This is a genomic window from Streptomyces actuosus (assembly GCF_016921115.1).
Taxonomy (GTDB): Bacteria; Actinomycetota; Actinomycetes; order Streptomycetales; family Streptomycetaceae; genus Streptomyces; species Streptomyces actuosus_A.
Genome location: NZ_JAFFZS010000025.1, coordinates 72,545 through 95,918, shown reverse-complemented (window position 1 = coordinate 95,918; position 23,374 = coordinate 72,545). Strand labels below are relative to the sequence as shown.

The following is a 23,374-nucleotide window of genomic DNA, read 5'->3' as shown; positions in this document are numbered from 1 at the left end:
GTCGTTCAGGTCGCGGCTGGCGTCCACTTCCCCTTGTCGATGGCCTCTTGGAGCCGCGCGGAGAAGTACGCGTGCGCCGCGCGCATCTCCGCCTCGCGTTCCGCCTTGTAGAAGGGTGCGGTGTAGCCCTCGGGGGGCTCGGACCGCTCCTTCTTCTGGTAGGCGAGGAAGTGCTCGTAGTGCTGCTTCGTCTGGCCGAATCCGTACGTGTAGCGGTCGCCGGCGATCTTGCGCTCGTTGGCGTCGAACCAGGTGACGGCGTCGAAGTCCTGCATGATCGGGAAACGGGCCTTGTACATGGCTGCGAGTGCGTCCGCGTTCACTCCGAGCCAGACAGCGACCAGTGCGTCGATTTCCACGAGTGCGGCCCTACGCGCTCGCTCAGTCCGGAGCGGGGTTGTCCGCTTCCACGTTGGACCGACTTCGTGGAGAGGCTGCATATCCGCCCACTCGGCTGCCCACGGTTCGTAGCCGGGCCAGGTCGGCTCATAGAGCTCCCTCCACAACTCCGCGTAAGCAACCGTGAGGCAGTTCAGGCGCAAGGTACGCAACAAAAGCGCTGAGGCCAGTGGGTGGTCAACAGCTGGCGCAGGCAACCGTCTCGCCGGAGCAACATCAAGGTTTCTTACTCGAACCGTGCGTAGCAAATAGTCAACCGGAAGCGATGCCCAGAAACCACCCAGCATCGCGGTGCTCCGGTTGTCAGGTAGTGCTGCGCTCCGCAAGGCATCAATGTGCGCGGCGCCAATAGGCAACAAGGCTGTGTAGAGGGCCCTCTCCGTATCCGGCGCGATCATCTTGCGCCACGCCACCCTGTAGAACTCCGTGTACGGCCGCCGCAACCGTCGCAGCAGCTCCGCCTCCACCTGCTCCTCGGTGACGTCCGAGACCTCCACCCCGAAGCGCCCGGCCGCCGCCTCCTGCGCCCGTGTCACCTCACGCTCGGACTGCTTGAGCTGCTCCAAGGTCCTGCCGTCGCTCCACACGTCCTGCGCGGCCCGGTAGACCTCGGGCTTCGCGACATATACGTATTCGGACTCGGGAACCGCGTCGTCCGCGAGGGTCAGCGGGTTGAGCCCCAGGACCTCTCCGCCGCCCTGGCTGGGCTGCTTGAACATGGGATTGGCCAGGCCGATCTGCGGGCCCTTTAGGATCACCTCGGACCAGTCAGCCGGCCGCCGGATCATGCCCGCGTCGTCCGGCGTGTTGTAGTCGATGAGGTCGGCCGCCTTGGCCCCGCTCTCGTGGTAACCGCTGCTGATCTGCGGCTCATACTCCGCAAGTCGCAACGAGTAGTCCGCCAGCGCCTCGATCGCCTGGGCCTCCGCCGTGCTCACCGGTGACAGCAACCGGGCCTGGCGCACGGGCTGTGTCTCGTCGCCCGTGAGCTTCTGCCACCGGGCCAGCATCGCCTCGTCCACACGGACGATCCGCTTGCGGTGCGGGCGTTCGTCCCAGCTCTCGCCGTAGCGGACCCCGGGATCGGGAGCCGTGCCGTCGTCCTGCGCCGACAGTCGCAAAGCATCCACGGAGAAGAGCCACGACAGATGGTCGAAGCCGATCTCACCCGCCTGCCCATAGACGTGCACGCCGAAGTGGCTGGATCTGCCCACCGGTGGCGGGAAGAAGCGGTTGCCGGCGTTCACGAAGTCTCCGTGTACCCGCAGGCGGGTGTACGCGGCCTCGCGCAACCGCCCTTCCTTGTCGCCGCTGAAGTGCGAGTCCGGGTGGACCAGACCCACGGAGCCGTCGTGCGCCATGTGCTGCCACGTCTGGCACATGAATGCCCGGTACAGGTCGGGCTGGGTCCCGGCGAGCAGGGGATACACCGGCCCTGAGCCGAGCATCTCGCTCGTACCACTCGTCGATGCCAGTTCGGTGAGCAGGTAGGCGCGGGCGCGCGGCGACTTCAGCAGTTCGTCACGTCGCCGGGTGCGTTCCGCCTTGGTCGGCTTCTCGGTGAGCATGAACCACGGTTCATGCTCGGCCAGAACGGGGTTCTCCTCCCACCTCGGCCGCACCCAAGGCGGATTCCCCACCTGGAGGTCGAATCCGCCCCCCGGCCCCCGGAACACGTGGGCGAAGTGCAGCTCCCAGTGGAAGAAGCCGTGGCCGTCCTCCGCCTTTATGTCCTTCTCCGTCGTCCCGGCGATGTCCTCGACCGTGTTCAGCCACGGGTAGCGGAACGGCATCTGCGTCGCCGGGCGCATGCCGAGGAAGCCCTCCAGGCGGTCCTCCACGTCGGCCAGGAGCTCCAGCGCCTCGTCGGGGCCCAGCTTCTCGATGCCCGAGAGCAGCGACTGCTCGGGCATGTCTGCGGTACCGAGGAGGCTCTCCAGGAAGTCCAGCCAGTCGCCGAGGTTCTGGAGCGGGACGGTGTTCCGCTCCGGTGACCGGCCACCGCCACCGCCACGCGGCTTACGGGCGGCTACCGGTGTGTTCCGCTTGGCCGCGCCGGAGGCCAGCCCCTCGTCCAGTTCCTCCTGCTCCCCGTCCGGGTCGTCGAACAGACCGGCCGTCCGCCACAACTGGTCCCCGGGCGCGGGGCCTGACGGCGGCTCCACCGGCGCCACCTGCGCTACCGGCGTCACCTGCTCCACCGGAGCGGCGGGCTCCACCGCCACGCCGCCCCCCAGCAGCCCCGGCACCGACGACTCGTCGACCAGCGCCCCGCCCGTGCCGTACACCGCGTCCGTGCCGTCGAGTTCACCGACCTTGTCCAGCGGCCAGAACCACAGAGCGCACCAGGCGTCCATGACGGTCTTCAGGCGCCAGTACGGCGTGCCGTGGCGGGTCAGGTCGTCGAGGACCTTCTGCTTGTCCTCCGCCTCCGCCGACTGCTCCAGCCAGTCCGCGCCCCACACGTCGACGCGGCGGGACACCGCCCGTTCGGAGAGTTCGAGGCGGGTCGCGACGAGCGACCACAGGAACTCGGCGCGCCGGGCCACGCCCTGGAGGCGGTGCAGCTCGGTCCTGTCGGCGGCCTTGCGCCACCGCTCGTAGCGCTTGCGGCGGGCCTCGGCGGTCTCGTCGCCGCGCTCCTGGAAGGGCTTGGGTGCCTTCGGGGCCTTCTGGACGCCCTTGCGCCAGCGCCCCAGCGCCTTGGCCTCGTCCTCGGCGAGCTTCTTGGCCTCCGATTCCCCGGCGACCGCGCCCCAGCCGATCGCGGGCAGCAGGAACTGGTGCACCGCGCCCTGGGGCAGCGGGCCGTCCCGGAACGGCAGGTCGGTCGGCGGCAGGGTGTTCTTCTTGGCCAGCCATCCGCCACCCGGCAGGACGTCCGCCTGGTAGACCTTGCGGCCGGCGCCGATGAGGGAGTTGCCGCGCCGCAGGTGGAGGCCGAACCAGGGGGCCCGCATGCCGGGGTGCATGGAGTTGAGCCAGAGGGAGACCTCGGCGAGTTCCACCGCCGTGGCGTTGAGGTCCACGCCGTAGGCGTTGTGCAGGGCGATGTACGCCTTGGTCTTCTGGAGCTCGATCTGCCGCAGCTCGGGGTCCACCCGGCGGCCGAGTTCGCGTTCGCGGCGCCGCAGGTACTCGGCGGCGACCTGGTCGATGGCCTCGTTGAGGAAGGCGCCCGAGCCGAGGGCCGGTTCGCAGATCTTCCACTCCAGGAGTTCCTTCGCCGGGGTGGTGGTGCCGTCCTGGTCGAGGCGGTGCCTGAGGGCGAGTTCGACGGTGACCTCGGTGAGGGACTTCGGGGTGTAGTAGGAGGCGGAGGTCTGGCGGTCGCGGCCGGCGAGACGGTAGACGAAGGAGTCCTTCGGGTGGGACACCCGCTCGGGGTGGCCCGTCTCCTCGTTCGTCCGCTTGACGAAGACGGCGTCCTCGTAGTCCCCGGCGCGGGAGGCGGGGACCATCCAGCTGCCGCCGGAGGGGTCGCCGCCCTTGGCGACCTCGTACAGCTCCTCGTCCGCGATGAAGCCGGTGTAGGACATCAGGCCCTCGTACACGGCGCCGAGCTGGTTGATGCCGAGCTGGGCGTACGAGATGAAGCCGCCGCGCTCCCGCCCCCTGCCCTTGGTGAGCATCAGGCGGCGCAGCACCTTGTGCAGGGTCTCGTTGCGCAGCCGGGTGTCCAGGAAGGGGCGGCGTTTCTCGCCCTCGCCGCCCTCGTAGGCCGGGTTCTCGATCTGGTCGTCCGAGATGAGCCGGACGGCCTCCTTGGTGAACAGTTCGGAGCGCAGGGCCTCGAAGCGCAGGCCCGCGCTCGTGCTGCGGGCGGCGGCGCGGCGGGCGCGGTCGGCCTCGCGGAGGCGTTCGGTGTACTCGGCCTGGGTGATCGTGCCGGCGGCGAGCAGCCGTGCCGCCTCGTGCTCGGCCTGTGCCGCCTCGCGGGCCGCGGCCTGTGCCGCGAGGTCCTCGGGCTCGGTGCCGTAGCGGCGGTGGCCGTTCTCGACCTTCTCGAAGAGCAGGTCGAGTGACTCGTACAGGTGGAAGCCGCGCCGGGAGCGGTCGCCGACGAGGTCGCGCAGGACGAGGTCGCCGAGGCGCTGGAGGCCGTAGCCCTGCTCGTACTCGGGGTAGTCGGAGGGCAGGATGCCGAGGGCGGGGCTGGCCTCCGCGTACAGGAGGAACAGGATGCGGTACAGGTAGCGCAGCGACTCGCGGCTGAGTTCCTTGGCGAGGCGGGCCGGGTCGTCCAGGTCGGCGGGGGTGACGCCGTTCCCGGGCTCGCGCAGGCGGTCGAGGACCTCGTTGGCGATCCACTCCACACTCAGGCGCAGGCCCTCGCGCAGTTCGGTGGAGACGCCGACGGCGTGTTTGCCGGACCGGTCGAGGAAGGCGGCGAGCGGCGCGGTGCCGCCCTCGGCGGGGACGCGCAGCGAGTCGGCGCCGAAGAGGGCTGCCAGGGTGTCGAGTTCGCCGCCGTGGCGGTCGTCGCGGCGGTGCAGGGCGGCGTCGAGGTCGGCGGACAGGTAGCGGCCTTCGGGCCAGGCGAGGCGGTCGGCGAGGACGATGACGCCGCCGACGAGCAGGAGGACGTGGCGCGGGGGCGTGTCGCAGGTGAAGAGGAAGTCGGTGAGGGCCTTGGCGTCCGTGAGGTCGGGCGCCGAGGTCTCCGTCTCCATCGGGTGGAGCAGGCGGCCGGGGCCGTCCGGGTCGAGCGCGGCGTCGGGTTCGGTGGTCCAGCCGCAGGCGACCGCGTAGAGGCCGGGTTCGGCGTGGACGACCTGGACCGTGTACTCGCGGTCGGCGCGGTGGACGGTCACGGTCTGCTCGTGGGCGTCGGTGTAGCCGAGGGCGCGCAGGGTGTCCAGGTGGCTCTCGGTGCACCGCTTGCGCCACCCTTCGGGTTCGGGCGCGCCGGGTTCGGCGAGCGCCGCCGCGTCCTGGGCGAGTGCGGCGCGGCCGGCGAAGTAGGGGCCGTGCAGGGCCCGCAGGCCCTCACGCGGGGTACGCACGCGCGGCAGTACGGAGTCGGGGCCGAGGCCCTGGCGGGCGGCGTCGGCGACGGCGTCGGCGTGGCGTCGGCGTTCGGTCTCCTCGAAGGCCGCCCAGCGGGTGAGGAGGCCGTCCTTCGCCTTGAGGTCCTTGGGGAGGACCTCGGCGAGGTAGTGCGGCGAGAGGTAGTCGCCGTGGTTGACCAGCGAGTCGTACGTCACGTCAGTTCTCCGCCTGGGCGTCGGACGGGTGGGCGGCGTCGGATGCGGGGGCCGGGTCCGGGGAGCCGGCCGCGGGGGCGCCCGGCCCGGCTCCGGAAGCGTCGGGGACGCCGGGGCGGTCGAGGACGGCGAGGACCCGCAGCAGCGGGCGGCCGCTGGTGTGCAACTGGTCGAGGAGTCGGGCCAGTTCGTCGGCGGTCTCCTCGACGAGGCGCTCGCGGCGGCCGGTGACACCGGGCAGCAGGGATTCGGCACGCCACTGGGCGACATGCTCGCGGTAGGCGGCGAGGGGCTCGCTGATCCGCTCCTCCCACTGGGCCCTGCCCGCCTCCAGGTGGTGCCGGGCGGCGGCGACGGCGGCCGGGACGAGGTCCTGGAGCCGGTCCAGGTCCCGCGGGTCTCCGGTGCGGGCGAGTCGCGGGCCGACCTTCGCGTCGCGCAGCGCGTCGGCCATGGGGCACACGTCGGGCGTTCCGGTGCCGTCGGGCCGGATGCCGGTCACGGCCATCCAGCGGACCACGGTCGGGCGGCCGAGGGCGTTGGAGTGGATCCCCTGGACGAGGAAGACCGGGCCGTCCACGTGCGGGGTGGTGATGACCGGGGCCTCCTGCCGGCCGAACTCGACCAGGACCTTGTCCGTCAGCCACTCCACCACCGGGTGGATGTCGGTGAGGAAGGAGACGTCCGGCCACATGGTGGTGCTGCTGTCCCTGGCCTCGGTGAGCTTGCGCTGCGCGAGGGCGCGGTCGGAGGTGACCAGCATCCGTTCGGCGACACGCTGCTCCTTGAGGTAGGAGGGCGGCAGGGCCTTGAGGCGGTGGAGCAGGTCGGGTGCCAGGGCCGGGGAGAGGGAGAAGTAGGCGCCTCCCTCGGCGTCGGTGCCCGAGGCCAGGCCGATCAGGTCCTCGGCGCGCTCCTCGTACACCTCGTCGAGGGCGGTGGCGACGAAGTCGGCCGTGTCGCCGTCGAAGAGCGAGATCAGCTCGGCGCGGGCGGGCAGTTCCTGCTCGGTGATCGTGTCCACCTGGCCGAACAGGTCGGCCAGCGCCGTGTCGTCGGCGGGGGCGGACTCCAGGAACTCCTCGACCGTGCCGCCCCGGACCAGTTCCTTGATGAGCCGGCGCTCCTCCTCCTCGGCCCGGTAGAGGCCGGAGACGGCCTCGGCCGTGCCGTCCAGTTTGTGGGCCTCCTCCTCCCGGCGGAGCAGCTTCTCGGCGACCGTGCGGTCGTCCTTGGCGCCGGGGACGGCCGTGGTGAGGATCAGCGCGTGGAAGCGGGGCTCGTGCTTCTGCCCGTAGCGGTCGATGCGGCCGTTGCGCTGCTCGATGCGGATCAGGGACCACGGGATGTCGTAGTGGACGAGGTGGTGGCACTGGCGGTGCAGGTTGACGCCCTCGGAGGCGACGTCGCCGGTGAACAGCAGGCGGACGGGCGTGTCGGCGAGGCCGAACGCTTCGAGGACCGTGGCCTGCTCGTCGTCGCTGAGGCCGCCGTGCATCACGGCCACGGCCTTCGACGTGCCGTCGGCGCCGACCGGGAAGCCCAGGCGGGCGGGGACGACCTCGGCGAGCCAGGTGAGCGTGCGGACGCGTTCGGAGAAGACCACGGCCCGCGTGGCGGAGCGGGGGCCGACACCGATCTCCTTGAGCTGTGCGACGAGGGCGTCGAGCTTCGCGGAGTCACCGGGCGCGGTGCCGTCGCCCATACCGGAGACGATCTCCCTCAGGCGGGCGAGGGCGGCCTGCTCGACAGCGATGGCCGGGTCGGGGCGCAGCCCCTTCTCCTCGGCCCTGCGGACCCGGTCGGTGAGGGAGGCGATGCGGTGGGTGACCGTCTCGCCGAGGGCGACGTGCGAGGAGAGGAACGTCTTGAGCAGGTTGTAGGCGAAGACCGGTTCGACGGCGACCGAGACGGGGTCCTGGCCCGCGGTGCCGAACTCCGTGCTCGTGGGCGGGGCGGGGATCCAGTGCCCGGCCAGTTCGGCGAAGACCCTCTCCTCCGCCTCGGTGGCCGCGCAGTGGAGGGAGACGGTGGGGCCCCGGTCCGGCCACTCGGTGCCCATCTCGTCCCGGACCTCGGGGCTGATCTTGGTGCGGCGGATGTAGAGGTGCCCGAGGTCCTGGGCCGGGTCGTAGTGGTCGCGGTCGGCGATGGCTGCCGGGTCGAGCAGGGAGATCAGGTCGGCGAAGGACCGCTTGTCCCCGTTGTGCGGGGTGGCGCTGGCGAGCAGCAGGGCGTCCGTGCGGGGGGCGAGGGTCTCGGCGAGGGCGCGGCGCTGGCTGCCCGGGTTGATCAGGTTGTGGGACTCGTCGATGACGACGGCGTCCCAGCGGATCCGCTCCAGGTGGTGCCGGTACTGCCCGATGTTCTTGAGGGTGTCCACAGAGATGATCACCCGTTTGTAGTGCGTGAACGGGTTCCGCCCCGCCGGAAGTTCACGCTGGACGCGCTGGATGCCGAGCGAGTCGAGCCGTACGAGCGGGATGGAGAAGCGGGTCCACAGCTCGTGCTGGAACTGCTCCAGGATGCTCTGCGGGGTCACGACCAGGATGCGCTCGCCCCGGCCGCGGCGGATGAGTTCCGCGAGGGTCAGGCCGATCTCCAGGGTCTTGCCGAGGCCGACGACGTCGGCGATCAGGACCCGGGGGCGGAGGTTGCGCAGGGACAGGGCGAGCTCTGCGGGGCGCTGCTGGTAGACGAGCGGGTCCAGGAGGAAGCGGTCTGCGAGGGCGAGGCCCCGCTCCGTCTGGGGCAGCGGCGTCTTGCGCAGGGCGGCTTCGAGGAACAGGCGGCTGCGCCGGAAGTACGAGGAGGTGTCGGGTACGAGGCGGGTCTTCTCCGGGTCCAGGAGTTCCACCGTGTCGATCCCGCTGAAGAAGACGGCCTCCTCGTCCCGGACGAACTCCGAGACGCCGACCGCCTCGATCCGCTCCCCGTCGTGATCGGTCGTGGTGGTGTTGCGGACCAGCCACTCCTCGTCCCGTACGAGGATCTGTGCCCCCGGCGGGAACCGGGTCCCGTCCTGCGTCGCCCCCTGGTCGGTCACTCGCCGCCCCTCCGTCTTGCGTCTTCCGTGTGTCGTCGCTCTCGCCCCCGCAAGTCTGTCACGGGGAGGAAGGGGGACGTACGGGATCGGGCGCGTGGGCCGCGCCTGCTCAGAAGCGGGCCTCGCGGGCGTACCCGGCACGGATCCGCTCGGCGATCCTCAAGGGCGCGGTGGGCCGGACGGCGGTCACCCCGCCGCGTGGGCGCGGGCGGGTGTCCGGCTGTGAGGGCGTGGTCTCCCGGCGGTCGGAGGCGCCCGCGTCCGGGTCGTCCCCGTCGGGTTCGCGCTCCGCGGTGCGCCGCCCGGCGCCGGGGGACGTGGTCGGAGCCTCCTGCTCGTCGTTCTCGACCGCCGCCTCGTCGATGACGGCGGGCGTGTAGGGGGGTGCGTGGACTTCCTGCGCGGGCGGGGCGGCCGGTGCGGGAAGCGGGGGCACGCTGATCTCTGGCGTCAGGTCGGTGAGACGGCGCTTGGCCTGGAGCGCGGTCAGACCCTGTTCACGGATGACTCGCACCAGCCGCTCGGTGACCTCGGGCAGGGTCGGCCGAGCGGCCGGATCCGGCGCCAGCATGTCCGTGATCAGCGGCACGAGCTCCGGTGGGGCGCCCGTCAGATCGGGTGCGATGGCCGGATCGTCGATCATCAGAGCGACGGACTGCCAGGTCGGCCCCTCGTAGGGGTAGTGGCCGGTCGCGGCGAAGAGCAGCACCGCACCCAGCGCGTACACGTCGGCGGACCGGTCCAGTTGGTGCTCGCCCCGGGCCTGCTCCGGGGGCATGCACAAAACGCTGCCGACGACGAAGCCGGTGGCGGTCAGCGTGGTACGGCGTTCCGCGAGCACGGCGAGACCGAAGTCGATCACTTTGGGGCCGTAGGGGGAGAGCAGGATGTTCTGCGGCTTCAGGTCTCGGTGGAGCAGTCCCGCGTCGTGGACCGTGCCGAGGCCCTCGGCGAGCAGCGCCCCGAGGCTGGCTGTCTCGGCGAGCGGCAGTGGCCCCCGGCCGGAGACCAGGGTGCGCAGATCGGGTCCGGGGACGTACTCCACCGCGAGCCACGGTCGATCCGCATCCGCGTCCGCACCGACGAAGGCCGCGACGAACGGCCCGTAGACCGTACGCAGACTCTCCACCTCGGACAGGAAGCGCGCCCGGGTGTCCTCGTCGAGCACGGAGGGCTTGATGACCTTCACCGCGGCCTGGTGGCCGGCCGCGGACTCGCCCAGGAACACCTGGCCCATACCGCCGGAGCCGATCCGGCACACGAGGGCGAAGCCCCCGATCTCTTTCGGGTCGTCGTCCCTCAGCGGTTCCATGGCGTCACGCCCCCCTCGCGGTCCGCACCCCGTACGTCCGCGCGGTGGACGTACGTGGACCGGGAGGCAGTCTATGCAGGTCCTCGACCGTCCTGTACCGCCTTGCCCAGAGGTGCCCAGCGGCACGACCGTCTCCGTCACGTGCCCGGCAGCCCGTGCTCGTCCATCAGCCGCGTCAGGTTCCGCTTGCGCTTGTGGGCGGCGCGCAGGCCGGTGGCGTACGTGATGAAGCCGTCCGGCGTGCCGAGGCGGCGGTGGCAGTCGCGGATGCTCAGGAGCGGGCTGCCGAGCTGTTCGTAGGCGAGGTTCCCGGTCTCGCGGGTGAGGCGGGCTGCGAGTCGGAGGTGGATGGAAGGGGCATCCTCGGGGCGGGTCGGGCGGGACTGGTCGGCGAGGGTAGGCCCCTGGCCGTCTTGGGCACCGCGCTCGTGAGCTACCTGCCAGGCGGCGTTGATGTCCTTGTCGTCCAGCAGGACGTCGACAAGTGCATCTCCCCTCCTACTGTGGAGACCGTGACCGGAGGGATAGCTGGGGTCATGGCATCCAGGAAACGCATCTACGACGCCGAGTTCCGTGAGGGGGCGGTACGGATCGTGACGGAGACCGGGAAGCCGATTCCGGAGGTGGCCGAGGATCTGGGCATCCCTCCCGGGACGCTGCACAGTTGGGTGTCGCGGGCGCGGCGCAATGGGTCGCCGTCGTCGGACCGGCCGGCGGCCGAGCCGTCTCCCGGCGGTCGTCTGCGGGAGAGCGAGCGGGCGGAGCTGGAGCGGCTGCGGGCCGAGGCACGGGAGAAGGACAAGCGCATCCGCGAGCTGGAGACGGAGCGTGATGTGTGCAAGCGATTCGTGGCCTTGTGGGTGAAGTAGCTGAGGCGGACCCGGCCGTCGCGGTCGGGGTGATCAGCAGCTGCAAGGCCGAGGAGGGCATACCGCATCGCGTCGCCTGCCGGGCTCTGGGGGTGTGGGAGTCGTGGTACTACAAGTGGCGTGACCGGCCGCCGACCGAGCGGGAGGTGCGCCGGCAGCACCTGGCGGAGGAGATCGAGGAGATCTTCCATCGGTCCGGGGGCACCTACGGCTCGCCGAAGGTGTTCATCGAGTTGGTGCGCCGGGCGGGAAAAGGATCTACCCGCTCGTGAAGGAGCCGGCCCTACGGCGACGTGGTCCGCGTCGTACGACGGCGGCCCGGCCTGAGCGTGTTCCGCCCGGGCTGATCTCGCACGGTGGTTCGCAGCCGGGGGCGGAACAGCGCCGCGCGGGAAGGGCTCAGGGCGGGGCTTGCGCACGTTCGCGGCGGGCGTCAGAGCCAGCCCTGCTGGGCTGCCTTCAGGCCGGCCTCGAAGCGGCTGGTGGCGTTGAGGCGTTCCATCAGGCCGGCCATCTGCCGGCGGACGGTGCGCAGAGAGACGCCGAGGCGCTTGCCCGCCGCCTCGTCGGTCATGCCGGCCGCCAGCAGTTTGAGCAGCTCCCGTTCCGACGGGGACAGACCGATGCCGTCCGAGGGGCTTCGATGGTCCGCTCCGAGCGGGACCGCCGTCTCCCAGGTCTGCTCGAAGAGTGCGACGAGCGACGCCACGATGCCGGGGACCTCGGTGCACAGCGCGCCGAGGCGGGTGCGGGTCGGGTCGATGGGCACGACGGCGGTGGAGCGGTCGAAGATGAGCATGCGCGGCGGCAGCAGCGGGCTGGTGCGCACCTGTCCGCCCTGTTCGCTGATCCAGCGCGCGTAGGCGAAGGTGGCCGGGTCGTTGCGGGCGCTGTCCTGATAGATCGTCAGCAGCTGTACGTCGCGGGCCAGTGCCTGTTCGTCCAGGGGGCGGGAGGCGTCCAGGCTGGCCTGTGACTGCGCGCCCCCCGGTTCGATGGCCAGGCACTCCTCCTTGAGGTCACGGGCCAGACTCTCCAGGCGCCGCTGGATGGCGTCGAGGCCGACCAGTCGCTCGGCTCCGCCCTGGTCGGTGTTGGGATGGAGGATGGCGAACTCGGCGACCGTGCGGGCCACCGCTTCCCGACTGCGTGTCAGTTCCTCCTGGCGGCGCAGGAGATCGGCCTCCTGGCGGCGCAGGATCACTTCCAGGCCCAGGTCGGGGCTGACCGCGCGCAACATGCCCGGGCTGTCCCGTGACGGCCGGAGCAGTTCCAGATCCACCAACTGGTCGAGGAACTCGCGCACGTCGGTCTCGGACAGCGACAGGCGGGCACTCAGCTCCGCCACCCCGTCGTCAGGGTGCGCCAGCAGCCCCCGGTACACCGACTCCAGTCCCGGCCCCAACCCCAGCGCTTCCAACACGTCCATCCCCCCAGGAAGAGCGCATGGCCCTGTACATGCACAGGACAATCACGACTTGATCATGCTCGGGGTGAGGGCTTCACGCAACCTGCACCTCCCGGGGACGCCCCGTGGCACCTTGGTGCCCGCCACCTTGGTGCCAGTCGCAGACGCTTCCGGGGCGGTGACGCCCCCGGCAGGATGGTGATCACCGGGAGGGACGACGGCACCACGGCCGCCGGGCCTCCTCCCGACAGTCAATCGTCCGACGCCAGTTGTGTCCCTGGGGGGATCCCGCATGTTCCGCACCGTCCGTCGCCTTGTCGCCGCCCCCGTCGTCGCCGTCGCCCTGTCCACCGCCGCCCTCGCCGGCGCCGGTGTCATCGGCTGGGACAGCGAGCCGGCGAACGTGTCGCTCGCCGTCGCCGGCGACGTCATCGGCTGGGATTGACCCGATGCGGATCATCGGCGTGGCACTGCGCGGCAGTACCGGCGCAGGACTCGCCGGTCCGCCCCGGCCTCTCACGCCACCTCCGGGGGTCTGCGCCCTGCTCCACGATCTGCTGTGGGCACACGCGACACCCGACACCCGACTGGAACACGTCAGAGTCCGCCCGGTGGGTCCGGCAGGCCTGGAAGCGGTGTTCTTCCTCCTCTGCAGGTCCGACGCCGACGCCCTCACGGCCGTACGGCCCCTGCTCGAACGGGCGCGGACCCCTCTCGCCGCTCACGGTTACACCGCGGTCCTCCCGGTCCCGCCCGCATAGCGCTGCGGCGCCGGCCCCCGATCGCCGCGCAAGGCGCCGCGTCTTCCCCGTCACGCGGGTTCCGTCGCCCCTCCCCCGCTCCGGCCTCCGTTCACCTGCACCCCGGGCATCCCCGCACGCCCCTTTCCTCCGCTTCTACCCCCTCCTTCGCTTCCCGAGTCTGGAGATTCCGCATGTCCATGCGTCGTTCCGTCCTCCGCTCCACCATGGTCGCCACCGCCCTGGCCGCAGTCGCCCTCACCGCCCTCGGGCCCACGCACGCCACGTCCGCCCAGGTGCCCGCCACCGCACTGGCCGCGTCCACCACCTCGACCATCGGCGGCTCCATCAACCGCAGCGAGATCATCGATCGCGCCCAGTACTGGGTCGATCAGGCGGTCCCGTACAGCCAGTCCGCCTACTACCGGGACCCCGAGGGGACCACCTACCGCACCGACTGCTCGGGCATGGTGTCCATGGCCTGGCATCTGACCACCAGTGCCACCACCTGGACGCTGCCGAACTACTCCACCAAGCTGGGCAGCCTGGACGACCTGCAGCCGGGTGACGCGCTGAACAACATCAACGCGCATGTGGTCCTCTTCGTCGGCTGGACCGACTCCAGTCACTCCACGGCCACCATCATGGAGGAGGCCAGACCGGGAACGACCGCCCACAAGACCACCTACAGCCGTACGTACATCACATCCAACGGCTTCAAGCCGTACCGGTACAACAAGGTGGTGGAGTCCCCGGTGACCGTGCCGGACAAGGGCATGACCAACGTCACCGCGGTCGGCGACCTGACCGGGGACGGGGTGACCGACGTCGTCGCGGTGGAGACGGCGACCGGTGATCTCTACCGCTACAGCGGCCCGAACTACACCGGCGGCACCGCCCGCGTGAAGATCGGCTACGGCTGGAACACCGTCAGCACCATCATCGGCATCGGGGATCTCACCGGGGACGGGGTGGCCGACATCCTCGCCGTCGACGCCGCGAACGGGAACCTCTACCGCTACTCCGGCCCGAACTACAACGGTGGCAGCCGCGTGCAGATCGGCACCAACTGGGACTCGATGACGAACATCGTCGCCGTCGGCGACCTCACCGGGGACGGCACGCCGGACCTGATCGCGGTCGAGAAGTCCACCGGCGACCTGTACCGCTACTCCGGCCCCGGCTACAGCGGCAGCACCCGCGTGAAGATCGGCTACGGCTGGAACGCCTACACGTCCCTGACGGGGGTCGGCGACCTCACCGGCGACGGCGTCGCGGACATCGTCGCCGTCGACGCCGAGACCGGGAACCTGTACCGCTACTCGGGCCCGAACTACAACGGTGGCAGCCGCGTGCAGATCGGCACCAACTGGGACACCATGATCAACTTGACCGGGGTCGGCGACCTCACCGGCGACGGCGTGCCGGACCTCCTCGCCGTCAACGCCTCGACCCAGTACCTGTACCGCTATTCGGGGCCCGGCTTCACCGGCAGCAGCGCTGTGAAGATCGGCACCAACTGGTAGCAGCTGGCGGTGACTTGTACGGGGCCGGTGCGGATCACCGGCCCCGCCTCCCCGCTCCGGCCCCTGCGCCTTCACGTCCTTCACCCCTTCGTCGAGGAGTATCTGTCATGCCCATGTCTTTCTGGAGGAGAGCCACCCTGCCGGCGCTGGTCGCCGCCGTGGCCCTGCCGTTCACGACCTCGAGCCCCGCCGCGGCGGCGTCCGTCTCCACCTGGGACAAGGTCGCCCAGTGTGAGTCCGGCGGCAACTGGCAGATCAACACCGGCAACGGCTACTACGGCGGCCTGCAGTTCAGCAAGTCCACCTGGAACGCATTCGGCGGGCAACAGTACGCCGCCTACCCCCACCAGGCGACCAAGGAACAGCAGATCCGCATCGGGGAGAAGGTCCTGGCCACTCAGGGCGAGGGGGCCTGGCCCACCTGCGGCCCGGCCGCCGGCCTCGGCGACGACCACACCGACCCGTACCCTGCCGAACCTCCCGCTCCGCAGTCGGCCATGGCCGACCTCACGCAGGTGGGAGACCTCACGGGCGACGGGGTGAACGATCTCATCGCGGTGGAGAAGTCGAGTGGCGACCTGTACCGCTACTCCGGCCCCGGCTACGGCGGCAGCACCCGCGCGCGCATCGGCTACGGCTGGAACAGCGTGAGCGACATCGTCGGCATCGGGGATCTCACCGGCGACGGGGTGGCCGACATCCTCACCGTCGACGCCGCGAACGGGAACCTCTACCGCTACTCCGGCCCGAACTACAACGGTGGCAGCCGCGTGCAGATCGGCACCAACTGGGACTCGATGACGAACATCGTCGCCGTCGGCGACCTCACCGGGGACGGCACGCCGGACCTGATCGCGGTCGAGAAGTCCACCGGCGACCTGTACCGCTACTCCGGCCCCGGCTACAGCGGCAGCACCCGCGTGCGCATCGGCTACGGCTGGAACGGCATGAGCACTCTCGTCGGCGTCGGGGACCTCACCGGCGACGGGGTGGCGGACATCCTCGCGGTGGAGAAGTCCACCGGCGACCTGTACCGCTACTCCGGCCCCGGCTACGGCGGCAGCACCCGCACCAGGATCGGCACCAACTGGGACACCATGACCAGCCTCACCGGGGTCGGCGACGTCACCGGGGACGGCGTACCCGACCTCCTCGCCGTGAACGTCTCCACCCAGTACCTGTACCGGTACGCCGGCCCGACCTTCGCAGGCGGCACAGCCGTCAAGATCGGTACCAACTGGTGAACCTCGCAGCCGACCTTCCAGGAGTCGCGGACCGCCGGCTCACCACGAAGACCTCCGCACCCCACCGCAGGCGCCTCGGCGCCCTCCTCGTCGCCGCCGCAGTGGGCCTGGCCGGCGCCCTGGGGCCCGCCCCCACGGCGCAGGCCGACAGCGTGGCCGGGGCGGACAACCCTCCGCTGCGCTTCGTCAGCTACAACCTGTGCGGCAACATGTGCTCCGACGCCCGGGGCTACGACAACCAGCGTCGCATCGACACCGTCGTCGGCGAGGCCACGGGCGCCACCTGGAACGCCGACCAGCTCTACCTCCAGGAGGTGTGTCGCCCGCAGTACGACGCGATCCGCTCGAAGCTCCAGTCACGAGGGTTCCAGGGCCTGTTCACCGCCACCCTCACCGGCCGCACGGACGTCTGCGGCGGCAGCGACTACGGGGTCGCCGTACTCACCAAGGGCGTCGTCACGGACGCCGCGGTCCTCGATCTGACCGTCGGCGGCGAGAGTGAACCCGTCAAAGTGCCCTGCGTGAAGACCTGGACCCAGTACCGCGCCGGCTGGGGCTGCTCCGTCCACCTCTACTGGAACGACGCCACCCTCCGCGACCAGGAGGCCGTCAAGCTCGCGGCCCAGGCCCGACAGTGGGAGGACGAGGGCCTCCCGGTGGTCCTCGGCGGCGACTTCAACAGCACCCCGCGCAGCAAGGTCGCCTCCGAGTTCTACGAACCCGGCATCGACGACGGCGGCATGGGCACCTTCAGGGAGGCCGACGAGACGGACCAGGACTACTTCCTGAGCGATCCGTGCTCCGCCGGCCGCACCCGCTGCCGCAGCGGCGAACCGACCTTCGGCACCTCGAAGATCGACTATCTGTTCTTCTCCGCGCGTCACTTCACCGGCGCCAAGGCCGATGTGCTGTCTCAGGACACCGCGGTCTCCGACCACCGGTTGCTGCGCGGCGCCGCCTACTGGGCGGACTGCCCTGCGGAGGACCCCGACGCCGGCGCCGTCCTCCGCAGGGACGCGGCCGGCGGCTTGTTCCGGTACGCCGGTCGAGCCGGCGGTGGTGTAGCCGGTGCCTGCAAGGTGGGAACGGGGTGGAGCGGCATGAGGCTGCTCGCCCGGGAGGGCGCCGCCGTCCTGGCCGTCGACGGCGACGGAACCCTGTGGCGCTATCCGGTCGCCCCCGCCACGGGCACCTACTCCGGCAGCACGCGCGTCCAGGTGGGCACCGGGTGGGCGTCTGGCGACAGCCTCCTCACACCGGGCGACTTCTCCGGCGACGGCAAACCCGACCTCATCGGCCGGGACGCCGCCGGCGGCCTGTGGCTGTACCCGGGAACCGCGACGGGCGGCTACGGGGCGTCGGTACAGATCGGCACAGGGTGGCAGATCTACGACGCGCTACTGGCTCCGGGCGACTTCTCCGGCGACGGCAAACCCGACCTGATCGCCCGGGACTCGGCAGGCGCGCTGTGGCTCTACGAAGGCAACGGCGCTTCGTCGTACGGCCGACGCACCCAGATCGGCACCGGATGGCAGATCTACGCCGCCCTCGCCGCACCCGGCGATCTCGATGGGGACGGAAGGGCCGATCTCGTCGGCCGGGACGCCGACGGCGGACTGTGGTTCTACCGGGGCAACGGCGCCTCGTACTACAGTCCGCGCACCCGGATCGGCACCGGCTATCCGAGCGGTGAACTCCTCTTCTGAGAGGTCATCACATGTGGTGAGCCTGCGGTGGAGATGACGGTGCAGGCACTGCTGGGGAACTCCGGGAAGCAAGTGGCCTTGCGCTCGTGACAGCGGTTGGGGCGAGGATGTCCGGCGAGCCGGACCATGGTGCACTCGACGGCCACGGTGGCGTCTTCTGCCACTTGATACCGGCGCGTCAGGCCCTCCGGACGTGCAGGGTGCGGGCGCCGAGAGGGAGGGGGGTGTGGGCGACGAGGTCGAGTCCGGCGGCGTTCAGGAGTCGCGCGTAGTGGTCCGCGGTGCGCTCGCGGCCCCCGGTGTTGCACATCGTGTGGAGTTCCCGCGCGGTGGCCAGGGACGGGGTGTCGTCGGGCGTCAGGAGGCGTTCGACGACGAGGAGGTCGGCGTGCGCCGGCATGGCGTCGGCGGAGCAGCGTAGGATGGTCAGGCAACGGTCGTCGTCCCAGTCGTGCAGGACGCGGGAGAGAAGGTGGACGTCGCCCGCCCGGGGGGACGTCCGCGAAGTCGCCGCGTCCGGCTCAGAGGCCGTGTTCGTCCATCAGCCGCATGAGGTTGCGCTTGCGCTCGTGGGCGGCGCGCAGGGTGGTGACGTACGCGGTGAACGCGTCCTCCGTGGCCAGGCGGCGGTGGCAGTCGCGGATGCTCAGCAGGAGGGCCACGAGCCGTTCGTAGACCGGGTTGCCGGTCTGCCCGGTCAGTGGTTCGGCCAGCCGCAGGTAGACGCCGAGGGCGTCGGCGGGACGGCGGGCCCGTGCCTGGTCGGCGAGGGTGAGCCACTGCCGGTCGTCGGCGCCGGTCTCGACGGCCGCCTGCCAGGCGGCGTCGACGTCCTCGTCGTCGAGCAGGGCGTCGACCAGGACCGGGCCGGCCCACCGGCCGTGCTGCCGCTGTTCGGCGTCGGCACGTAGTCGGGCGAGGGCGTTCTCACGCTCGGCCGTCCAGCGGTCCGCGGCCCGCGCGGCGGCGCGCAACTGCCGGTACGCGGCCAGGGTGCGGCGGGCGCCGAAGTGGTCACGGCGCACGGAGACGGCGTCCGCCGGACGGCCCGCCTGCGTGTAGCGGTCGCAGAGGTAGTCGACGAGGCCGGTGTCGACGGCTGCGAGGTCACGGGTTTCCCGGATGCCGCGTTCGGCCCAGTGCAGGGCCTCGTCGGAGCGCCGGGCGGCGTCCAGCTCGGCGGCGATGAGCAGATGGGTACGGCCGTCGGGTGAGGGGCCGGCGGCGTGCACGGCGATCACCGCGTCGACGTCGCCGTCCGCCGAGGCCAGACGCTCCATCAGGTACTTCTCCGCCCAGCCGCGCCGGTTGCGCTGCCACGCCTCGACCGTCGTCCTCCGCAGGACGGCCGTTCCCGGGGCGCCGAGGACGTCCTCGTAGTCGAGCGGATCGATGTCCGTCAGACCGTCGTCGATGTCGCCGAGCACATGACCGACCAGCCAGCGCGCGAGTTCCCCGGGGTCGGGGCGTGCCGTCCGGCACGCGTCGAGGTGGGCCTCGGCCAGGTCCGCGCCGATCTGCCCGAGCCGGCCGTCGGAGTCGTCGACGCTCTCCTGCGCCTCGGCCAGCTGCCGCATCGCCTCCCGCGCCAGGGTGATCGCGTCGGTGGCCCGGCCCGAACCGGTCAGCTCCCTGATCGCGGACACCGCCTGCCCGGCCTGGTCGGCGTAGGCGCGGGCATCGGCGTACTCGACGTGGCCGTACTGGGCGAAGGGGCCGATGTCGAGCAGTTCACGGATGCGGGACCGGACCGCGTCGAGGTCCCCGCGGGCGCTCGCGGCCTTCAGTTCCAGGCGGCGCCGCAACTGCCGGTCCTCGTCGATCTGTTCCCGCAGCAGGGCGAGCAACTCGGCCTTGGGCAGGGCGGACAGCCATGCGTCGAGGTGCTGTGCGCGGTCCTGGGCGGCCTTCCGTTGCCGCGGCAGGCTCGCCCGCCGGGCGAGCACCGTCAGGCCGAGGGCGACCAGGTGCTTGCAGAAGTTGCCGTCCAGGCCGTACGGGCAGTCACAGGTGCCGGTCGGCCCGCCGGGCCCGTCCAGGACCAACTCCACCTCGTACCGCTCGGTGCCGTGGACGCTGGCGCTGACCCAGCCGTCACCGATCTCGACCCCGGACACCGCGTCCAGGTAGCCGCGGCCCCGTTCGAAGGAACGGGCACCGGCCAGCTTCTTGAGGTTCGCCTCGGTGATGACGCGCATGGGTCCGTTTCCCGTCCTGCTGTGGTGGTGCGGTTGCCGCTCCGCCAGCGTAGGGGGCGCGGGCGGGGCGCGCGGAGCGCCTTGCCCCGGGATCGGCCTCTCGGCCCGGCCCAGGGCCGGGCGCCTCGGCGCGGGAGAGGTGGCCGGGCGGGGGCGGAACGGGCGAGGGTGTACCCGCCACGGACGAGGGCCGGTCCCGCTCCGGCGGCGGAGCGGGACCGGCCCTCACGCGGAGACGGCCGAGGCGAACTGCCGTCGGCGGTGCCGGCCGGGCAGCCGTGCCGTGCGTCCGTGGTGGTACGGGTGCCGGGCGATGGCGGTCAGGCCGTGAGCACGCCGGTGGCCAGCAGGCCGAGGAGTGCTGTGCCGATGAGGACCCGGTACACGACGAAGGCGTTGAAGGAGTGCGTGGCGACGAACTTCAGCAGCCAGGCGATGGTGGCGTAGGCGACCACGAAGGAGACGGCCGTGCCGACGGCCAGCGGGACGACGCCCACGCCGGCGCCCAGGGCGTCCTTCAGCTCGTACAGTCCCGCGCCGGTCAGCGCCGGGATGCCGAGGAAGAAGGACAGGCGGGTGGCGGCGACGCGGTCCAGGTCCAGCATGAGGGCGGTGGACATGGTGGCGCCGGACCGGGAGAAGCCGGGGAAGAGCAGCGCGAGGATCTGCGAGGTGCCGACCAGCATCGCGTCCTTGAACGAGGTGTCGTCCTCTCCGCGCTTGTGGCGTCCCATCTGGTCGGCGACCCACATCACGCCGGATCCGACGATGAGCGAGCCCGCCACCACCCACAGCGAGGCGAGCGGGCCCTCGATGAGCGGCTTGGCGGCCAGGCCCACGATCACGATCGGGACGGTCGCGTAGATGACCCACCAGGCGAACTTGTAGTCGTGGTGGTACCGCTCCTCCTTGTTCCGCAGGCCGCGGCCCCATGCGGTGACGAAGCGGCGGATGTCCTGGAAGAAGTAGACGAGCAGGGCGGCGATGGCGCCGACCTGGATGACGGCGGAGAAACCGACGACGGAGTCGTCGTCGACCGGGATCCCCATGAGCCCTTCGGCGATCTTGAGGTGGCCGGTGGAGGAGACGGGCAGGAACTCGGTCAATCCTTCGACGACGCCGAGGACGACGGACTGACCAAGGCTGATGGCACTCATCGGGGTCCCAATCTGAGGCATGTCGGGGGTAGGCGGAGCCAGGCCCCCACGGTGGCCGGCCTTCGGCCGGAGGGTGCGCCGACGGCGCGGACGGCCGGGGCGGAACGGACCGCATCGGCACCGAGGGCGCCGGTGGCGCGGATCGCCCCGGCGCGGACAGCAGCGGCGGCGCGGGAGTCACCGGCGGTACGGGCCGCGCCGGTGACTGCGGCTCGGACCACCCCGACGCGGACGGCTCGGCCCGGCACCGGCACCCACATCGGAGCCGGGGCCGAGGCCCGGGCCGAGGCCGGCGCCAGGGCAGGGGAGGTGACGCGGCGGGCGGCAGCGGGACCACGGGTGGCGCGGGGCGGGGGCGCGGGGCTCACCCCGCGTGCTCACGGGTCGGGGCGTGTGCCGCCGCGCGGGCACGGCGGCGGGCCCGCAGCGCCTCCAGGAGCAACGGCAGCAGGGAGACGGCCACGATCAGGCCGACCAGCGGGAGCAGGTAGCGGTCGACGTTCGGGATGCTCGACCCGAGGGCGTAGCCGCCGAGGACCAGGCCGGCCGTCCAGAGCAGTCCGCCGATGATCTGCCAGAGGGCGAAGGTGCGGGTGGGCACGCCCACGATGCCGGCCAGCGGGTTGAGGACGGTGCGCACCACCGGGACGAAGCGGGCGAGCACGATGGCCTTGCCGTGGCCGTACCGGGCGAGCAGGTCCTCGGCCCGCGAGACGCCGTCCGCCAGGTGCCGGTTGCGGGTGCGGGCCAGCAGCGTCCGGCCCGCACGGCGGCCGAGGAGGTGCCCCACCTGGGCACCGAGCAGGGCCCCGGCCGCGGCGGCGGCCAGCACGGCCGGCAGCGCCAGGTGCACGCCGCCGCTTCCGCCGTGCGTGGTGCACAGCAGCCCGGCTGTGAACAGCAGCGAGTCGCCGGGCAGGAAGAAGCCGATCAGCAGGCCTGTCTCGGCGAACAGCGCCAGGAACACGCCCACGGTGCCGAACGCCGTCAGCAGCGAGGTGGCGTCCAGCGGGTTGAGGGCCTGGATCACCCTGGATCCTTTCCGGCCGGGCGCGGCCACCGGGTGCGGACTGCCCCCGGACACACACGCGTGGCACACTCAGGAGACGGCGAGTTTTACACCGCCGTAGAAGTTCTACACGAATGTAGAAGACGAGCGGGAGAACGACAAACCCATGCGCGGCGAGACCCAGGACCGGGGCCCCAAGCGGCCCAACGGCGCCCGCGAGGCCGAGATCCTCACCCTGCTGCACCGGGCGGACGCCGCGCTGACCCCGGGCGAGGTCACCGAACGGCTCGGCGGCGGACTCGCCTACAGCACCGTGGTGACGATCCTGACCCGGATGCACGCCAAGGACCTGCTCACCCGCACCCCGCGCGGCCGGGCCTACGCCTACGCCCCGGTGACCGACGACGCCGGGTTCGCCGCCCGTCGCATGCGCACCGTGCTGGAGGAGCGGCCCGACCGGGAGGCCGTGCTGGCCCGCTTCGCCGACACCCTGTCGGACACCGACGCCGACCTGCTACGTCACCTCCTCGACCCCGAGCAGAAGCCCGGCCGGTGAGGGAGGCGCCCGCATGCATGTCGCCGTGTACGTCCCGCTGCTGCTCTGTCTGCCGGCCCCGCTCGGCGCCCGCCCGCTGGCGGAGCGGTGCGAGCCCCGCCTGGCGACCTGGCTGCTCACCGCCTCCGCGCTCGTCCTGGGCGCGGCGAGCACCGTCTCGCTGGGTCTGCTGGCGGCCACCGGCCTGCTGCGCGTCCCGCAGCTCGCCGCGCTCGGCCACTGGTCGGCGCACACCGCCCAGCGCGACGCCCCCGCGGAACTCTCCGTCGCCCTGATCGCCGGGCTCCTGCTCGGCGGCGCCCTCGTCACGGCCGCCCGCATGCTCTGGCGCCGGGCCCGCACCCTGGCCTCCGCCGCCGTCGACGCGGCCTGCATGCCCACGCGCGACGGCCTGGTCGTCGTCGACGACGAGGTCCCCGACGCGTTCGCCGTACCGGGGCTGCCGGGCCGGGTCGTCGTCTCCACCGGCATGCTCGACCGGCTCGACCGGAGCGAGCGCGCCGTCCTGCTCGCCCATGAGCGCGCCCATCTCAGCGGGCACCACTACGCCTTCGTCGCCCTCGCCCAGCTCGGCGCCTCCGCCAATCCGCTGCTGCGTCCGCTGGCCGCCGCCGTCACGTACACCATCGAGCGCTGGGCCGACGAGGACGCCGCCGCCCGGACCGGTGACCGCGGCCGCGTCGCCCGGACCGTGGGCAAGGCCGCCCTCGCGCAGCACAGCCGGCCCGCCCCGCCCCGCCCGGCGGGCGCCGCCCTCGGCATCCTGGGCTTCCTCGGCCGCCGCGGGCCCCTGGCCTCGGCGGGCCCGGTCCCCCGCCGCGTCGCCGCCCTGCTCGCGCCGCCCCTGGACCGTCACCGGATCCTGGCCACCACCACCGCGGCCGTCCTCGTCGCGGCCACCCTCGCCACCGCGGAGGCCACCCGCGACCTGCACCTCCTGCTGGAAACGGTGGGCGTGTCATAGGCGGCGTGCGCACCGCCGAGCACACGGCGGACC

General features: G+C 71.8%; 16 protein-coding genes. 8 read left to right on the top strand and 8 right to left on the bottom strand.

Annotated features, from left to right (window positions below):
• Nucleotides 1-5: 5 nt before the first annotated feature.
• The 3 genes from JS756_RS25745 to JS756_RS25735 form a co-directional block, all read right to left on the bottom strand.
• Nucleotides 6-5,606, bottom strand: coding sequence for a DNA methyltransferase family protein (locus JS756_RS25745; RefSeq protein WP_205385574.1), 5,601 nt, complete (start codon nt 5,604-5,606; stop codon nt 6-8).
• 1 nt (nt 5,607) lies between these two features.
• The gene (locus JS756_RS25740) at nt 5,608-8,652 is read right to left on the bottom strand and encodes an SNF2-related protein (RefSeq protein WP_205385573.1); all 3,045 of its coding nucleotides are present in this window, start codon (nt 8,650-8,652) and stop codon (nt 5,608-5,610) included.
• A 109-nt stretch (nt 8,653-8,761) separates the two neighbouring features.
• Nucleotides 8,762-9,964: a serine/threonine-protein kinase gene (locus JS756_RS25735; RefSeq protein WP_205385572.1), complete on the bottom strand. Its 1,203-nt coding sequence runs from the start codon at nt 9,962-9,964 to the stop codon at nt 8,762-8,764.
• Nucleotides 9,965-10,158: 194 nt separating this feature from the next.
• On the opposite strand from JS756_RS25735, the gene JS756_RS38585 reads away from it, so the two are divergent.
• Both JS756_RS38585 and JS756_RS25725 read left to right on the top strand, forming a co-directional pair.
• The gene (locus JS756_RS38585) at nt 10,159-10,833 is read left to right on the top strand and encodes a transposase (RefSeq protein WP_438817345.1); all 675 of its coding nucleotides are present in this window, start codon (nt 10,159-10,161) and stop codon (nt 10,831-10,833) included.
• Entirely contained in the window at nt 10,821-11,105 is a 285-nt protein-coding gene (locus tag JS756_RS25725; RefSeq protein WP_205385571.1) for a transposase, read from the top strand. The genes JS756_RS38585 and JS756_RS25725 overlap by 13 nt, the downstream gene beginning before the upstream one ends.
• Before the next feature lie 161 nt (nt 11,106-11,266).
• Here the strand turns inward: JS756_RS25725 and JS756_RS25720 are convergent, their stop codons facing one another.
• Nucleotides 11,267-12,256 (bottom strand): helix-turn-helix transcriptional regulator, encoded by a 990-nt coding sequence (locus tag JS756_RS25720; protein WP_205385595.1) that lies wholly within the window; start codon nt 12,254-12,256, stop codon nt 11,267-11,269.
• A 277-nt stretch (nt 12,257-12,533) separates the two neighbouring features.
• On the opposite strand from JS756_RS25720, the gene JS756_RS25715 reads away from it, so the two are divergent.
• The 4 genes from JS756_RS25715 to JS756_RS25700 all read left to right on the top strand — a co-directional run bounded on the left by JS756_RS25715 (nt 12,534) and on the right by JS756_RS25700 (nt 17,457).
• The gene (locus JS756_RS25715) at nt 12,534-12,686 is read left to right on the top strand and encodes a hypothetical protein (protein ID WP_205385570.1); all 153 of its coding nucleotides are present in this window, start codon (nt 12,534-12,536) and stop codon (nt 12,684-12,686) included.
• Between the two features lie 489 nt (nt 12,687-13,175).
• Entirely contained in the window at nt 13,176-14,507 is a 1,332-nt protein-coding gene (locus JS756_RS25710) for an FG-GAP repeat domain-containing protein (protein ID WP_205385569.1), read from the top strand.
• Between the two features lie 107 nt (nt 14,508-14,614).
• Entirely contained in the window at nt 14,615-15,751 is a 1,137-nt protein-coding gene (locus tag JS756_RS25705; RefSeq protein WP_205385568.1) for a transglycosylase family protein, read from the top strand.
• Entirely contained in the window at nt 15,748-17,457 is a 1,710-nt protein-coding gene (locus tag JS756_RS25700; RefSeq protein ID WP_205385567.1) for an FG-GAP-like repeat-containing protein, read from the top strand. Before JS756_RS25705 ends, JS756_RS25700 begins: the two co-directional genes overlap by 4 nt.
• A 178-nt stretch (nt 17,458-17,635) precedes the next feature.
• Here the strand turns inward: JS756_RS25700 and JS756_RS25695 are convergent, their stop codons facing one another.
• The 4 genes from JS756_RS25695 to JS756_RS25680 form a co-directional block, all read right to left on the bottom strand.
• Nucleotides 17,636-17,914: a methyltransferase gene (locus JS756_RS25695; RefSeq protein WP_205385594.1), complete on the bottom strand. Its 279-nt coding sequence runs from the start codon at nt 17,912-17,914 to the stop codon at nt 17,636-17,638.
• A gap of 64 nt (nt 17,915-17,978) precedes the next feature.
• Nucleotides 17,979-19,655 carry an SWIM zinc finger family protein gene (locus JS756_RS25690; protein ID WP_205385566.1) on the bottom strand — a complete coding sequence of 559 codons (1,677 nt, stop codon included), beginning with the start codon at nt 19,653-19,655 and terminating at the stop codon, nt 17,979-17,981.
• A gap of 320 nt (nt 19,656-19,975) precedes the next feature.
• Nucleotides 19,976-20,812, bottom strand: a complete 837-nt coding sequence (locus tag JS756_RS25685) for an undecaprenyl-diphosphate phosphatase (RefSeq protein ID WP_205385565.1) — start codon at nt 20,810-20,812, stop codon at nt 19,976-19,978.
• A 364-nt stretch (nt 20,813-21,176) separates the two neighbouring features.
• The gene (locus JS756_RS25680) at nt 21,177-21,842 is read right to left on the bottom strand and encodes a DedA family protein (RefSeq protein WP_307791065.1); all 666 of its coding nucleotides are present in this window, start codon (nt 21,840-21,842) and stop codon (nt 21,177-21,179) included.
• A 145-nt stretch (nt 21,843-21,987) separates the two neighbouring features.
• Between JS756_RS25680 and JS756_RS25675 the strand changes: the two genes are divergently transcribed.
• Both JS756_RS25675 and JS756_RS25670 read left to right on the top strand, forming a co-directional pair.
• Nucleotides 21,988-22,377 (top strand): BlaI/MecI/CopY family transcriptional regulator, encoded by a 390-nt coding sequence (locus JS756_RS25675; RefSeq protein ID WP_205385564.1) that lies wholly within the window; start codon nt 21,988-21,990, stop codon nt 22,375-22,377.
• A gap of 13 nt (nt 22,378-22,390) precedes the next feature.
• Nucleotides 22,391-23,341 carry a M56 family metallopeptidase gene (locus tag JS756_RS25670; protein WP_205385563.1) on the top strand — a complete coding sequence of 317 codons (951 nt, stop codon included), beginning with the start codon at nt 22,391-22,393 and terminating at the stop codon, nt 23,339-23,341.
• Nucleotides 23,342-23,374 lie beyond the last annotated feature (33 nt).